The sequence below is a fragment of the Pseudomonas sp. LBUM1663 genome, from assembly GCF_059695905.1.
This window is the reverse complement of sequence record NZ_CP166792.1, coordinates 6,611,964-6,626,350: the sequence shown is the minus strand read 5'-3', so window position 1 is coordinate 6,626,350 and position 14,387 is coordinate 6,611,964. Positions and strand designations below refer to the sequence as shown.

At 60.8% G+C, this 14,387-nt stretch carries 12 protein-coding genes; 4 read left to right on the top strand and 8 right to left on the bottom strand.

All coding sequences use genetic code 11. The features are described 5' to 3' along the window. Positions 1-9: 9 nt before the first annotated feature. Genes ACA075_RS30380 through ACA075_RS30345 form a run of 8 tightly spaced genes read right to left on the bottom strand, consistent with a single transcriptional unit; the run spans position 10 to position 8,996 of the window. On the bottom strand, positions 10-1,140 hold the full coding sequence (locus ACA075_RS30380; protein ID WP_497296761.1) for a glycosyltransferase family 4 protein: 1,131 nt from the start codon (positions 1,138-1,140) through the stop codon (positions 10-12). Position 1,141: 1 nt separating this feature from the next. After that, positions 1,142-2,272: a glycosyltransferase family 4 protein gene (locus ACA075_RS30375; protein WP_497296760.1), complete on the bottom strand. Its 1,131-nt coding sequence runs from the start codon at positions 2,270-2,272 to the stop codon at positions 1,142-1,144. Beyond that, complete coding sequence (locus tag ACA075_RS30370) at positions 2,256-3,623, bottom strand: glycosyltransferase family 4 protein (RefSeq protein ID WP_497296759.1); 1,368 nt, start codon at positions 3,621-3,623, stop codon at positions 2,256-2,258. Before ACA075_RS30370 ends, ACA075_RS30375 begins: the two co-directional genes overlap by 17 nt. Beyond that, complete coding sequence (locus ACA075_RS30365; protein WP_497296758.1) at positions 3,620-4,870, bottom strand: ABC transporter ATP-binding protein; 1,251 nt, start codon at positions 4,868-4,870, stop codon at positions 3,620-3,622. Before ACA075_RS30365 ends, ACA075_RS30370 begins: the two co-directional genes overlap by 4 nt. Beyond that, positions 4,870-5,667, bottom strand: coding sequence for an ABC transporter permease (locus ACA075_RS30360; RefSeq protein WP_497296757.1), 798 nt, complete (start codon positions 5,665-5,667; stop codon positions 4,870-4,872). The genes ACA075_RS30365 and ACA075_RS30360 overlap by 1 nt, the downstream gene beginning before the upstream one ends. Further along, positions 5,668-7,110, bottom strand: coding sequence for a mannose-1-phosphate guanylyltransferase/mannose-6-phosphate isomerase (locus tag ACA075_RS30355; protein WP_497296756.1), 1,443 nt, complete (start codon positions 7,108-7,110; stop codon positions 5,668-5,670). It abuts the gene before it with no gap. A 3-nt stretch (positions 7,111-7,113) separates the two neighbouring features. Next, positions 7,114-8,085 carry a GDP-mannose 4,6-dehydratase gene (gene gmd, locus ACA075_RS30350; protein WP_109626923.1) on the bottom strand — a complete coding sequence of 324 codons (972 nt, stop codon included), beginning with the start codon at positions 8,083-8,085 and terminating at the stop codon, positions 7,114-7,116. After that, entirely contained in the window at positions 8,082-8,996 is a 915-nt protein-coding gene (locus tag ACA075_RS30345) for a GDP-mannose 4,6-dehydratase (RefSeq protein ID WP_497296755.1), read from the bottom strand. The genes gmd and ACA075_RS30345 overlap by 4 nt, the downstream gene beginning before the upstream one ends. 429 nt (positions 8,997-9,425) lie before the next feature. Between ACA075_RS30345 and ACA075_RS30340 the strand changes: the two genes are divergently transcribed. From ACA075_RS30340 to ACA075_RS30325, 4 genes are read left to right on the top strand one after another with little or no spacing between them, the layout of a single operon-like run. Next, positions 9,426-11,003 carry a glycosyltransferase gene (locus ACA075_RS30340; protein ID WP_497296754.1) on the top strand — a complete coding sequence of 526 codons (1,578 nt, stop codon included), beginning with the start codon at positions 9,426-9,428 and terminating at the stop codon, positions 11,001-11,003. Continuing rightward, positions 10,997-12,295, top strand: coding sequence for a glycosyltransferase (locus ACA075_RS30335; RefSeq protein ID WP_497296753.1), 1,299 nt, complete (start codon positions 10,997-10,999; stop codon positions 12,293-12,295). The genes ACA075_RS30340 and ACA075_RS30335 overlap by 7 nt, the downstream gene beginning before the upstream one ends. 52 nt (positions 12,296-12,347) lie before the next feature. Beyond that, a complete protein-coding gene (locus ACA075_RS30330) occupies positions 12,348-13,505 on the top strand; it encodes an acyltransferase family protein (RefSeq protein ID WP_497296752.1) in 1,158 nt (385 codons plus the stop codon). Continuing rightward, complete coding sequence (locus ACA075_RS30325; RefSeq protein ID WP_497296750.1) at positions 13,499-14,326, top strand: class I SAM-dependent methyltransferase; 828 nt, start codon at positions 13,499-13,501, stop codon at positions 14,324-14,326. The genes ACA075_RS30330 and ACA075_RS30325 overlap by 7 nt, the downstream gene beginning before the upstream one ends. Positions 14,327-14,387: the final 61 nt, after the last annotated feature.

Sequence of the window (14,387 nt, the reverse complement as noted above, 5' to 3'; positions counted from 1 at the left end):
AAAAAGCGATTACGCGTAGGACAGGGATTTCTCTTCCAGCAGTTCTTCGTACAACGCCGTCCACTTGCGGCCCATTTCATCAGCGGTGAATAACTGCCGATACCGCGCTTCAGCCTTCACGCCCATTTCCGCTGCACGCGTCGGGTTTTCCCACAGCGTGCGCATCGCTTCACGGAACGCCTGTGGATTACTCGGCGGCACCACCAGCCCGGTTTCGTTGTGGATGTTGATGTAGCTGGTGCCGGTGCCGATTTCGCTGGAGATCATCGGCTTGCCGTACATCGCGCCTTCGAGCAGCGAGATGCCGAACGCTTCGGAGCGCAGGTGCGACGGAAACACCACCGCGTAACTCAACTCCAGCAACGCCACTTTGTCCTCGTCACCCAAACGCCCCAGGAAGTGCAGATTCTGCAGGCCCAAGGCCTTGGCCTGAGCATGCAGTTCGGCTTCCAGTGGTCCGGCCCCGACGATCACCACCGGATAATTCAGCCCTTGCATTGCGTCGAGCAAAATATGCAGGCCCTTGTAGTAGCGCATCACGCCGACGAACAGGAAGAACCGGTCACCCACCTGTTTGCGCCAGCGTTCGGTACGTGCAGCATCGGGCTGTGGATAACCTGACTTGTCCAACCCATAGGTGATGACTCGGGTTTTCTCGCGGTAGTCCTGAAGCACATCGCTGGTGTGAAAGTAGTTGGGGGAGGCCGCGACGATTCGGTCGGCGCTGTCCAGAAAACGACGCATCAATGGACGGTAGAGTTTGAGCAAATGGCGCTGACGAATGATGTCCGAGTGGTAGCTCACCACGCAGGGTTTTTGGGCGGCGCTGAAAAAATGCACCAGGTCCATGAAGGGCCAGGGGAAGTGATAGTTGACCACGTCGGCCTCAGCCGCCAGCTCACGAAACTGCTTGAAGACGCTGTAGGAAAAACCGGTGGAGGCCATCTGAAAATCCATCCGGGCCTGATGAAGCTGGTGCTGGCCAATCTGCAATACGCCAGGTGCCGGGTCGTTGCTCAACGTCAGTACCGTACTGTCGACCGAGTGGCGCGCGCCGCTCTCGCAGAGTTGAAAAATCACCTGTTCGATGCCACCCATCGAGTCGGGCAGGTAGGTCTTATAAAAGTGCAGTACGCGCATATCAGTCTCCCATTGCCTGGCGGTAAGCGCGGGCCGTGGCCTTCGCGCAACGCTCCCAGGAAAAAAGCTTCGCTTGTTGCAAACCGGCTTCGCGACAGACCTGCCAATGCAGCGGGTCATCGATAAGTCGGATCATGGCATCGCGCAAGGTGTCTGGATCGTCCGGTGCTATGTAGTTGCCGGCGGCGCCCGCGACTTCCGGCATGGCCGAATGCCGGGTCAGAATCACCGGGGTGCCGCTGGCCATGGCTTCCAGGACGGGCAGGCCGAACCCTTCGTACAACGAGGGAAAGATCAATGCCCGGGCGCCGGCCAGCAGCTGTGCCAGCGCTTCATCGGGCAGATACCCGAGCAGGCACACATCACCGGTGGCCAGGGCGGCGCGCAATTCATCACTGAACTGTTCGCCCTGCCAACCGGCCATGCCGGCGATCAGCAGTGGAAAACGCTGGCGCACGGCTTCTGGTAATCGGGCATGGGCGCGCAGGGCCAGCGTCAGGTTCTTGCGCGGCTCCAGGGTGCCGACACACAGGAAGTATTCCCGCGCCTCGACGCCGTGGGCCTTGAGCACCGCTTTGATGGCTTCAGGTTCCCTTGGGTGGAAACGTGCGGCCACGCCCAACGGCGCGACGACAAAACGCTCGGCCGGCAGCGCAAAATACGCTTGAGCTTCGTCGGCAATGTACTGCGAGTCGGTGAGAATCAGACGCGCACGCTGCACGCCGTCGGCCAGTCGCCGCTCTATTTCCCGCAAACGCGAAGGGGGCTGCGTCTCGGGGTAGTGCAGGTGCGTCAGGTCATGCAGGGTGATGACGGTCGGGCCATCGAACGACAGCGGCCACAGGCTCGGTTCGTGATAGAGGTCGATGGTCTGCGAGCGACCCTGATCGAAGCGTTTCTGCTCCAGCCAGCGCCGCGCCTGATAAGCCCCCGGAATTTGCCGCAGCAACGGCGTCAGTCGCGAATAACCGGGCATGGCGGCTTCCGGCAAGTCCGAACTCCAGCCCCAACCGTGGAACAACGTCAGTTCGACATCGGGCTCATCAGCCAGGGCTGTCACCAGTTCGGCGACGTAATGGCCGATGCCGGTGCGCGGGGCTTGCAGGATCCGGGCGTTAAGGGCAATTCGCATGTTGCCTCTCTTGCACGACCGGCGCTTCTACCAGATTGCGCAGGGTTCGCTCGGCCAGTTGCGCACTGGCTTCACGCCAGCCGATCCATTGCCAGTCCGCGACGTTGCGAGCTGCGGGGAATTGCCCGGAACGTTCGAAACCGGTGACCAGGTTTGCCAGGCTTTGCGGTTCGGTGAGGTCAAAGTACGCCATGAACTCGCCACCGATTTCGCGAAAGATCGGAATGTCGCTGCCCATGGCCGGCAAACCGCGCTGCATCGCTTCGACCAGGGGCAGGCCGAAACCTTCGACCCAGGACGGAAACACCAGTGCGCTGGCGTGGGAATAGGCGTGTTCGAGACTGGTGTCGCTCAGGTCGTTGAACATGAACAGGCGCTGGTTCAATTGCGGGTGGTTGCGCACGCGGGCGAGCAGGGCGTCGCACTTCCAGCCGATGCGCCCGGCGATGCACAGCCGGGCTTGCGAACCTGAGGCCCAGGCGCGTTCGAAAGCGTCGAGCAGGTAGTCGTGGTTCTTGCGCGGCTCGATGGTGCTGACCATCAAGAACACCGGTTCCGGTGTTGTGAACACGCGCGTCAGCCGCGGCTCGACGGTAGCAGTGGCTTCGCTCAAATCCAGCTCGGAGCCGAGGTGAAAATAATCGAACCACAACGTATTGGCTTTGGCCGGACCCAGCCGACGCTGCAATTCTTCTCGCACCTGATCGCGCACCGTCGCGGAAATCGCCACGTAGCCGTCGGCGGTTTGGGTGATCCAGTTGAACCACTCGTTGAAAATCTGCACCAGCCGCGTGTCGTAGAACTGTGGGTGAGTCAGCGGGATGAGGTCGTAGATCACCGAAACGATGCCCACGCCTTCACGCTTGAGCTGTTCGGCAAACGGGAAGAAATCGCTGTGCCAGGAAGAGTCCAGCAACACCAGTTGATCGCCCGGCTGATGTTGCAGCGGCGAGCACCGTTTGGGCAGTTGATACTGGTTGATGGCGTCGATCAGCCGTATTGGCAGGCTGAAACAGGTGATTGCCGTGAGACGGTAGGCCACGTGCAGAAGGCGCTTGACCACTCGCGAGTGGCTGCGATTGTGCAAACGTTGATGCAGTTGCCAGAAACGATGAGCCAGCCGTCCCAGGCGTCCGCCGAAGGTCATCAAGCCATCGAAAAACGGGATGTTCAACGCGCCGAGTTTCAGCACCCGATAGAGCTTGCCCTTGAGCATCACCACCGGAATGCACTCGACACCGTCGACAGTGTCCGGCAGCTGATTGATGACGTTGCGCACCACGCGCTGAATGCCCGAATTGACTTTGGGGTGCTGGAATACGTGGGTGCATTCCACCAGAAGACGGGTCATGGCGTGCGCTCCGAAACAGTCGATCCGGAGCGGGTAATGGTGGTTTTCGCCGCCAGCCACGAGCAGCCGACGAAGTCTTCATGCCGGTTGTTGATCACATGGAACACCAACCCGTAATCGCGCCATTCGTAGTTGCGGTCCAGGTGCGAGTCCAGCCGCGACAGGCTCAGGGACACGGAATAGTTGCCCTTGCCCAGGCCCATGACGAAGGCAAAACGATAGGTGTAGCGTTCTCCGGCGTGCAGATCGGTCAGGGCCTTGTCCTGACGATGGGTGTTGATGCCATACATCATCTGACCCAGGCGGTCCTTGAGGATGAAGCCAAGCACCAATCGCTCGATGTCCTGACGGACTTCGACCTGGACCTCCAGCACCACGGGCTGACCGACCTCGGCGGCGTCGATGGAGCGGTCATTCTCGTCCAGCAACCGCACGCTGAGGATGCCCGCTTCACCGGTGCCGGAAATCGTTTGCACTTCCCCGTCCGCGAGCATTTCCTGACGCACGATCTGGCCTTCACGTTCAGCCATCATCGCGTTGTAGTAGTCCAGGACCGCTTCGGGTTTACCGTGCATGGCCATGCGGCCGTCCTTGAGCAGGATGGCCGAATCGCAAATCGCCTGGATGGCCGAGCGGTCATGGGACACGATCAGCAGGGTGGTGCCGGCCTTGCGGAAGCTGCGGATGCGTTCGAAGCTCTTGTGCTGGAAGTAGGCGTCGCCCACGGACAGCGCTTCGTCGACGATCAGGATGTCCGGACGCCGAGCGGTGGCCACGCTGAACGCCAGGCGCATCTGCATGCCGCTGGAGTAGGTACGCACCGGATGGTCGATGGCTTCGCCGATTTCCGCGAAATGTTCGATCTCGGGCATCAACGCTTCAATGTCATCGACCTGCATGCCCAGCAATTGCCCGGCCATGATTGCATTCTGTCGGCCGGTAAAGTCTGGGTGAAAGCCCATGCCCAGTTCCAGCAGCGCCGCCACCCGGCCTTCGAGTTCAATCTTGCCGCAGGTCGGTTGGGTGGTGCCGGTGATCATCTTCAACAAGGTGCTTTTACCCGCACCGTTGACCCCGACGATGCCCACCGCTTCACCGGGGGCGATCTCGAATTCGACGTCTTGCAACACCCAGTGCTGGTGGTGGCGCTTGGGCGAAAACGGGATCAGCCACTCGGCCAGTCGGCTCCAGCGGTTCGGGTATTGCTTGTAGGCCTTGCCCAGGCCGGTGACGCGAATATGCCCCATCAGAGTTCATCCACCATTTCACCGACGCGCTGGCGAAACAGACGCAGCCCGATCAGACAGAACACCACGCCGGTTACAAAAATCGGCAGCAGCGAACTCCAGACCGGCCATTGCCCGTAGAGAAACAAGTTTTGATAGCTGACGATCAGGTTGGTCAGGGGGTTGAGTTGCAGCAGGCGCTGAACCCAGTCCGGCAGGATGCTCATGGGGTACACAATGGGCGTCAGCCAGAACCAGAATTGCAGGCAGATGCCGAAGAGTTGCCCGACATCACGGAAGAACACATTCAACACGCCGAGTATCATTCCCAGCCCGGCACAGAACATCATTTGCAACGCCATCAGCGGTATCAACGCCAGCAACGCCATGCCCGGCCAACGTCCCGTGACCAGCAGAAACCCCAGGAACAGGCCGATGATGATCGCGAAGTTGATGCCGGCGTTGATCAAGACAATCACCGGCAGGCAGACCCGCGGGAAGCTGATTTTCTTCAACAGGTTGGCGTTTTCCAGAAACATGTTCTGGCTGCGCAGGGTGATTTCCGCAAACAGTCCCCAGGCCAGCAAGCCACCGCACAGGTACACGCTGTAGGCCATGCTGTCGTCCACACCCGGCAGGCGGGCGCGCATGATGTGAGAAAAAATCACGGTGTAGACGACGATCATCGACAGTGGATTGAGTACGGGCCACAGGGCTCCGAACAGCGAATTGCGGTAACGCGCCTGAAACTCTCGCTGGACGCTACCGAGGATGAACCCTCGGTGGCTGCACAGTGAGCGGTATAGGGAAAGCAGCATTCAAACCGTCCTGCCATATTGGTCTTCGAAGCGAACGATATCGTCCTCTCCCAGGTATTCGCCGCTTTGCACTTCGATGATCACCAGGTCGATCACGCCCGGGTTTTCCAGGCGATGCTTGTGACCGGCGGCGATGAAAGTCGATTCGTTCTTGGCCACCAGGTGGGTGCCGGTGCCATTGTTGGTGACCTTGGCCATGCCTTCGACGACCACCCAGTGTTCATTGCGGTGGTGGTGCATTTGCAGCGACAGCTTGGCGCCGGGCTTGACCACGATGCGCTTGATCTTGAAGCGCGGGCCTTCTTCGAGCACGGTGTAGGTGCCCCAAGGCCGACTGACCGTACGGTGCAGGCGATAGGCCTCGTGCTTTTTGTCCTTGAGTTGCTTGGCCACCCGGCGCACATCCTGGGCACGATCGGCGTGGGCCACCAGCACCGCGTCGGCGGTGTCGATGATTATCAAGTTATCCACACCCACCGCCGCCACCAGCCGGTCTTCGCTCTGGACAAAGTTGTTGTGGCTGTCGATGAACACCGCGTCGCCAGTGGCGCGGTTGTTTTGCGCATCCGCCGGCACCAGCGCGGCCACCGCGCCCCAGGAGCCGATGTCGCTCCAGTCGAAACCGGCGGGTACCACGACCACTTTGTCGGAGCGTTCCATCAAGGCGTAGTCGATGGAAATGTCAGTGATCTCGGCGAACAGCGCCGGGGACAATTCCTGTTGCAGGCACCCGGCCGTTTCCACGGGGGCGCTTTGCGCCATGCAGGTTTGCGTCTGCTCCAGCAGCTCGGGGGCGTGGATCTGCATTTCGGCCAGCACGGTCGCGACGGAGAAGCAGAACATCCCCGAGTTCCACAGGAACTTGCCGCTTTCCAGGTAATGCGTGGCGGTTTGCAGATCCGGTTTTTCGACAAAGCGCTGGACCTTTGCGGCGCCTTTTCCGTCCAGCGCCGCACCGGTCTCGATGTAGCCGAAACCGGTCTCCGGGGCCGTCGGTACCACGCCGAACGTCACCAGGAAACCATCCTTGGCCAGTGCCACGGCGTGTTCGACCGCAGACTTCAAGGCGTCTTCGTTGAGGATCAAATGGTCGGCGGGCATCACCACCATGATCGCGTCATCACCGTGCAAGGCTTGCAGCGACAGGGCGGCGGCGGCGATGGCCGGGGCCGTATTGCGGCCTGTCGGCTCCAGCAGAAAGTGCCCGCGATGGCGACTTAGCTGCGCCTCCTGATAGTGATCCTTGCTCTGGAAGTAGTAGTCGCGGTTGGTCACCGTGACGATATCGCCCCAGCCATCGAGCAAACCGGCCGCTCGCCGATAAGTCTTGCCCAGCAGCGACTGACCGTCGGGCAGGGTCATGAACGGCTTGGGATGGCCCTCGCGGGACACCGGCCACAGGCGAGTACCGGCACCGCCGGAGAGAATCACAGGAATCAGCATGGCCTACTCCTTGGCGACGCGTTTCATGTCCGCATCCATCATCATGCGGATCAAGGTATCCAGATCGGTTTTTGGCTTCCAGCCCAATACACGCTGGGCTTTGGCCGGGTTGCCGAGCAGCACTTCGACCTCGGCCGGGCGGAAGAACGCCGGGTCGATTTTCACGAAGTCGCGGTAGTTCAGGCCGACGTGATCGAAGGCGATGCGGCACATCTCGCGCACGGTGGTGGTCACGCCGGTGGCGACCACGAAGTCGTCAGGCTTGTCCTGTTGCAGCATCAGCCACATGGCTTCAACGTAATCGCCGGCAAACCCCCAGTCGCGTTTGGCGTCGATGTTGCCCAGGCTCAGTTCCTGCTGTTTGCCCTGCTTGATGCGGGCGGCGGCGTCGGTCACTTTGCGGGTCACGAACTCGATGCCGCGCAGCGGTGATTCGTGGTTGAACAGGATCCCGCTGCTGGCGTGCAGGTTGAAGCTTTCGCGGTAGTTCACGGTGATCCAGTGGCCGTACAGCTTGGCCACGCCGTAAGGGCTGCGCGGGTAGAACGGCGTGTTCTCGTCTTGCTGCTCGGCCTGGATCAGACCAAACATTTCGCTGGTCGACGCCTGGTAAAAACGCGTGTGCGGACTGAACTGGCGGATCGCTTCGAGCAGGTGGGTCACGCCCAGCCCATCAACGATGCCGGTGGTGACCGGTTGATCCCAGGAAGCCGCGACAAAACTTTGCGCCGCCAGGTTATAGATTTCGTCCGGGGCGGACTTGATCACCGCACGCTGCACCGAGCAGGCATCGGCCATGTCGCCGTCCAGGTAAACGATGTCGCCCTCGACCCCCATCTCACGCAGGCGCCAGCGCGCATCGCTGCTGCGGCGTGCCACCAGGCCGTGGACCTTGTAGCCCTTGTCGAGCAGCAGTTTGGCCAGATACGCGCCGTCCTGACCGGTAATCCCCGTGATCAATGCACTTTTTGTCATTCTTCTTTTACTCGCTTCTCCCAGTCGGACAGGATCGCCCGCAGGGATTGTTGTGTTGTGATTTCAGGCGTCCATCCTGTGGTCTGGGCAAGCTTGGCAGAGCTGCCACAAACGCGACGCTGATCCGCGCGGCGAAGGCGCGCCGGATCCTGAATCAATTGCAGGTCGACCTGGGCGAGGTCCCCCAATTGTTCGATCAGACTGCGAATGCTCTGCTCGCGCCCCGAGCAAATGTTGTAGACCTGCCCCGGCGTGCCCTTTTCCAACAGCGCCAGATAGGCCGACACGACATCGCCCACATCGAGGAAATCGCGTGTGACGTCGATGTCACCGACTTCCAGTTGCGGGGCTTGCAGGCCTTGTTTGATGCGGTTGATCTGGCGCGCGGCGCTGGCGATGACGAAGCTGTCCTTCTGGCCGGTGCCGATGTGGTTGAACGGGCGGGCGACCAGGACCGGCCAGCCTTCGCTCAGGCCCCATTGCAGGCTCAGGAATTCGGCTGACAGTTTGCTCACCGCATAGGGATTGCGCGGGCAGGGCGGCTGGAGTTCGGTAATCGGCAGGTCCGACTCCATCACTTGGCCGTAGACGTCGCCGGAGCTGACGTACAGGAACTTACCTTTAAACCCCCGGGACTTGAGTGCCTGAAGCAAATTCAAGGTGCCGAGCAGGTTGATCGTCAGCGTGCGTGCCGGATCGCGGAAGGCGTCGGGAACGAAGGTCTGGCCGGCCAGGTGAATGACTGCGTCGGGCATCTCGGGCCAGAGGCCGTCGAGGGTGCCTGGCTCAGCGAGATCGTAACGGGCGGCGACAGGCAGAAGCGCCCATTCCGAGGCGTCAGCCTTCAGGCGAGATTGGATGTGTTGTCCTACGAATCCACTGAGACCCGTAACGAACAGACGCTTTTTCAAACAGCGGCCCCTTGGTCATGCATTTCGTCCATTCCCCACAGGCTTTATGGAAATGTCTGACGGACCGGGTGGATTCCTTGGTCGAAAGACAGGCGAAATGTTTTGTTGTAGTTGTTTGGTAGCCAATCTGTGCCAATTGCGCAGCAATTTCAACAGGTCCCACCGTGACCGGTCAGTTCTCGTTAGCGTAGCCCGATTTATTCTCGCCGGGCGGTTCACGAATCCTCAGCGGATGTGTTTAGAATGCCCCTCGTCACGATTATCCAGGGTTCGGCCGGGTGGTATTCACGCCCCGCGAAACTGACCATTAAAACAAGAACGTAGACGGGCAAGAAGACGATGGACGACGACCGGAAAACCCCGGGTCGATCCGTGGCTTTGCCGTCATAGAGTGAGGCTGCCGGGATGGCGGCTTCATCGTGGGATGCCATGAATTTCATTCTTTACTCGGACGTCAACGACAGTTCCATCAGTCAGAGCCTTGGTCGTCCTGAATACAGTTATTACTTCGTGCTCAAGGCTTATCGCCCGGTGCTCGAAAGCCTCGGGCGGGTGCATGTGGTGTCCTCCACCGCCGAGGTCGATCCTCTCTATCGCCAATTGCTGGCCGCCGGCCAAGACAGCCTGTTCCTGTCCTTTACGCCGCCGCAGAAAACCCCGAACGACCTTGAATGCCCGACGATCTGCGTGGTGGCCTGGGAGTTTGACTCGATTCCCGATGAGCAATGGGACAACGACCCGCGCCAGGACTGGACGCAGATGCTGGCGCGCCAGGGCCGGGTCATCACGCTTTCCAGCCACACCGCCCGGGCGATTCGGCGGGCCATGGGTGAAGACTTCCCTGTGCTGGTTTTGCCCACGCCGCTGTGGGAGAACTTCGCGGCCATTCGCAGCAACCACACCAGCGTCCCGGTCAATGCCGGTTCGACACTGGAGATCAAGGGCTGCATTTTCGACACCCGTACCCTCGGGCTCAGCGCTGACGCTCTGATCCCTGTCGTGCCCACGGCCGAAGAAATCGCCGCGCGAGAGGCTGCAGCGGAAGCCGCGAAGCCACCGCCGCTGACCTTGAAGCGCCGCTTCGTCATTGCTCGCCATTACCTGCACCTGTGGCACCGGGACATGGGCAAAACCCTGCCCGTCCGGGTGCATCGCACGCACTTTCTGAGCCAGTGGTATTGGGAAGGCATTCGCGACCTTCTTTCAGATACCGCCCATGAACGGCTTGCCGGATTTTTGCCGGCCATCGCTGGCCCGCAGACGATGGCCGTGCATGAGCCTGAACCGCGTCAATGGCCGGACACCACCGGCCAGGTCGAGACTCAGGTCGACGGCGTGGTGTACGTCACGGTGTTCAACCCCCGGGACGGTCGCAAGAACTGGCATCAATTGATCACCGCCTTCTGCTGGGCCTTCCGCGAAACGGAGGATGCCACGCTGGTGCTGAAGATTACCCAAAGCGACCTGTCGTCCTATTACGACGAACTGATGACCTTGCTCGCGCAACTCTCGCCGTTCGCCTGTCGGGTGGTGGTGATGCACGGTTACCTGGACGATCCGCAATATGCGCGGCTTTACGAAGCCGCCAGTTATTACGTCAACGCGTCGCGCTGCGAAGGTTTGTGCCTGCCGCTGATGGAGTTCATGGCCAGCGGTAAGCCGGTGATTGCCCCGGACCACACCGCCATGGAGGATTATATCGATGAGCGTGTGGCGTTCGTGATCAAGTCCAGCGAAGAGCTGACCATCTGGCCCCAGGACACGCGGATCATCTATCGGACCCTGCGTTATAGACCGGACTGGGGTTCGCTGAAAATCGCCTACGAAAACAGCTACCGGATGGCCAAGGAACAACCGCTGGCGTACCAGCGCATGTCTGGTGACGCGGTCGAGCGCATGCACGACTACTGCGCCTTCGCCCCGGTGCAGAAGCGCCTGGCGGATTTTTTCGGGCTGACGCCGCAGGCTTTGCCGGCAGCGGCCGTGACGGATAGCGCCTCATGCTGATCATCATTCATTCGGAAACCAACCAGCACACCATCGCCCAGAACCTCGGTCGTTCGGAGTACAGCTATTACTTCGTGCTCAAGGAGTACCGGCCGGTGCTGGAACGCCTGGGCCGTGTGGTCGAAGTCAGGGACCCGCAAACCGAGGTCGATGCCTTGTACCTCGACGCGCTGTCCCGTGGGGAAGACTGCGTGTTCCTGTCGTTCTCACCGCCGCATTGCACGCCTGTGCACTTCGCCTGTCCGACCTTGCCGGTGTTCGCGTGGGAATTCAGCACCATTCCCAACGAACCCTTTGCCGGCGAACCGCGCAATGACTGGCGCACGGTTTTGCGCGCCTCAGGCGCGGCGATTACCCATTCCGGCTATACGGTGAACGCCGTGCGCGAGGCGATGGGTGCCGACTATCCGATCGTCGCGGTACCGGCGCCGGTGTGGGACCGATTCTCGGCGCGTGGCGCCCAGTTGCAACGCCAGCCGCTGGCCAGTCAGGTGCGACTGAAGATCAAAGGCCTCGTGGCAGACAGCCGCACGCTGGATTTGCGGGCCTTTGGGCCGGCGCAGTTACGCGAAGGTGAAGGTATCGATTTCGAGGCGCCGCCCCGTGAACACGAGTTGGTGCTCGACGGCGTGATCTACACCTCGGTGTTCAACCCCGGTGACGGGCGCAAGAATTGGGAAGACATGCTCAGTGCCTTCTGCGTGACGTTCCGCGAGGTCGATGACGCCACGCTGGTGCTCAAACTGACCCACCACGATGCCGAAGCAGCGCTGACCGACATCCTTCACCATTTGTACAAAAACCAATCTTACCGCTGCCGCATCGTGCTGATTTACGGCTACCTCGCGGATGCGGACTACGAGCAACTGGTGCAGGCAACCAGCTACGTGGTGAACACGTCCTACGGCGAAGGCCAGTGCCTGCCGCTGATGGAGTTCATGTCTTGCGGCAAACCGGCGGTGGCGCCACGCACCACGGCAATGATCGATTACTTGGACGCCGATAATGCGTTCCTGATCGACTCCACCGACGAACTGACTGCCTGGCCTCATGACCCGCGCCGGGCGTTCCGGACCCTGCGTTACGTGACGAACTGGGCGTCGTTGTGCCGCGCCTATCGCGCCAGTTATGACGTCGCCAAAAACGACGCCGGGCGTTACGCGCAGATGTCCGCGCATTCGGTGGCCAGCCTCGAGAAATTCTGCAGCCAGGCCACCGCCGAGCAACGACTGAAAGCCTTCTTCGCACAGCTCCTTGAAACCCGCGTCGCCTTGGATACCCCCGAAGCATGATCTGCGCAGCGTTGAAGCGAGTGGATAGCGCAGTAGCGTCCAGGAGGACGACATGAGTAACGACCGACGGATCATGGACATCGAGTTATTGCGCGGCATTGCGGTGCTCGGCGTGTTGTTCCATCACCTGCAAGACAGCCTGTTTGCGGCCCCGGTGCCGCTGTTGCAAGCCATCACCGCGTGGGGGCAGCCGTGGTGGGGCGTCGATCTGTTTTTCGCCATCTCCGGATTTGTCATCGCGCGCAGCCTGATCCCGGCGTTGCAGGGTTGCAGCACGCGTCAGGAATACTGGCAGCAGACGCGCAATTTCTGGCTGCGCCGAGCCTTTCGACTGTTGCCGTCGGCGTGGTTGTGGCTGGCGCTGATGTTGCTGGCGTGTATTTTCCTCAATCGCTCCGGGGCGTTCGGCACGCTGCACGCCAACCTGCAAGCGACCCTGGCCGGGGTCGCGCAGTACGCCAACTTCCGCTTCGCCGACAGCTTCTATAACTATGAATACGGCACCAGTTTCGTGTACTGGAGCCTGTCGCTGGAGGAGCAGTTCTACTTGCTGTTCCCGCTGCTGATCCTGATCTGTCGCAGGCATCTGGTCTGGGCCTTGCTGGCGCTGGTCGCGGTGCAGTTGTTCACGTTGCGCACACCGATCCTGATGGTGGTTCGCACCGATGCGCTGGCACTCGGCATCCTGTTGGCGATGTGGAGTGCGCAACCCTCGTATCTACGCTGGGAGCCGACGTTCTTGCGCCGCCCTTGGGCCGGGGTGACGGCGCTGGTCGTGCTGTCGCTGGTGCTCAGTTTCATGGCGACGGATCGCTTCACTTTCACGAATTACCGCATCGGCACGATTGCCGTGTTGTGCGCGGTGCTGGTCTGGATCGCTTCCTACAATCGCGATTACCTGCTGCCACAGGGCGTGTTCAAGAATGTGATGACGTGGGTCGGCAGCCGCTCCTACGGGATCTACCTGATCCACATTCCGGCTTATTTGCTGGTGCGCGAATTCACCTTCCGCTTGCAGGGCGCTGGTCTGCCCAACCCGGCGGGTCACCCGATCCTGACGCTGATGATTGCTGGCGGGTTGATCGCCTTGTTGAGTGAACTCAACTACCGCTTTATCGAAATGCCCATGCGCAACCGCGGTGCCTCGCTGGTCAAACGCCTGGGCACGTCCCGAACAGCCGCCCAAACCTCTGGAGCTACCTCATGCTGAGCCTTTTGAAGAAACTCACGGCGGGTACGCCCGCTCCCGCGGCGCCTGTGGCGGAAAAGGTCGAGAAGGTCGATCCATACATGCTCGGGCTGCACGACGCGATGCTCAGCGGCTGGTTCAACCAGCAAACCGGAGAGCTCTTCACCGGGTTCCCGGTGACCGCCGAGGACACGTTGCTGGATGTCGGCTGCGGTGATGGCGGCAACGTGCATTTCTGCGGCATGCGCGGGGCGAAGATCATCATCGCCGACATCGATGCGGCCAAGGTCGAAGCCACCCGTCAGCGCCTGAGTGACACACCGGCGCGTGACGTCGAATGCCACGTCACCGACTGCAACCCGCTGCCGATTGCCGATGCGACGGCTACTCGGGTTGTGTCCACCGAAGTCATCGAACACGTGGACGATCCGGCGCAGTTCCTCGCTGAACTGGTGCGTGTCGGCAAACCGGGTGCGCTGTATTTGCTCAGCGTCCCGCACCCAAGCTCCGAAGACCTGCAAAAAGACATCGCGGCGCCCGAGTATTTCCAGAAGCCCAACCACATTCGCATCATCAGCGAAGAGCAGTTCAAGGCGATGGTCAGCGACGCCGGCCTGGAAGTGCTCAGCCACAGCCAGTACGGGTTTTACTGGTCGATGTGGATGCTTTTGTTCTGGGAAGCCAAGGTCGATTTCAGCAATCCTGACCACCCGTTGCTCAACCACTGGGCCGACACGTGGCAGGCCATTCTGGCGTCGCCGCGGGGTGCGCAGATCAAGCAGGCGCTGGACGCGGTCGTGGCGAAAAGTCAGGTGATCATTGCTCGCAAGCCCTTGGTGTAGGCACTCTTTGTAGCAGCTGCCGAGCAGCGCAAGGCTGCGTTCGGCTGCGAAGCAGTCGTAA

What these genes read in the sequence shown, in the direction of transcription:
- ACA075_RS30330 (WP_497296752.1), top strand. Translation starts at nt 12,348, where the DNA reads ATGAGTAACGACCGACGGATCATGGACATCGAGTTATTGCGCGGCATT.
- gmd (WP_109626923.1), bottom strand. Translation starts at nt 8,085, where the DNA reads ATGACAAAAAGTGCATTGATCACGGGGATTACCGGTCAGGACGGCGCG.
- ACA075_RS30360 (WP_497296757.1), bottom strand. Translation starts at nt 5,667, where the DNA reads ATGCTGCTTTCCCTATACCGCTCACTGTGCAGCCACCGAGGGTTCATC.
- ACA075_RS30375 (WP_497296760.1), bottom strand. Translation starts at nt 2,272, where the DNA reads ATGCGAATTGCCCTTAACGCCCGGATCCTGCAAGCCCCGCGCACCGGC.
- ACA075_RS30365 (WP_497296758.1), bottom strand. Translation starts at nt 4,870, where the DNA reads ATGGGGCATATTCGCGTCACCGGCCTGGGCAAGGCCTACAAGCAATAC.
- ACA075_RS30370 (WP_497296759.1), bottom strand. Translation starts at nt 3,623, where the DNA reads ATGACCCGTCTTCTGGTGGAATGCACCCACGTATTCCAGCACCCCAAA.
- ACA075_RS30325 (WP_497296750.1), top strand. Translation starts at nt 13,499, where the DNA reads ATGCTGAGCCTTTTGAAGAAACTCACGGCGGGTACGCCCGCTCCCGCG.
- ACA075_RS30355 (WP_497296756.1), bottom strand. Translation starts at nt 7,110, where the DNA reads ATGCTGATTCCTGTGATTCTCTCCGGCGGTGCCGGTACTCGCCTGTGG.
- ACA075_RS30340 (WP_497296754.1), top strand. Translation starts at nt 9,426, where the DNA reads ATGAATTTCATTCTTTACTCGGACGTCAACGACAGTTCCATCAGTCAG.
- ACA075_RS30380 (WP_497296761.1), bottom strand. Translation starts at nt 1,140, where the DNA reads ATGCGCGTACTGCACTTTTATAAGACCTACCTGCCCGACTCGATGGGT.
- ACA075_RS30335 (WP_497296753.1), top strand. Translation starts at nt 10,997, where the DNA reads ATGCTGATCATCATTCATTCGGAAACCAACCAGCACACCATCGCCCAG.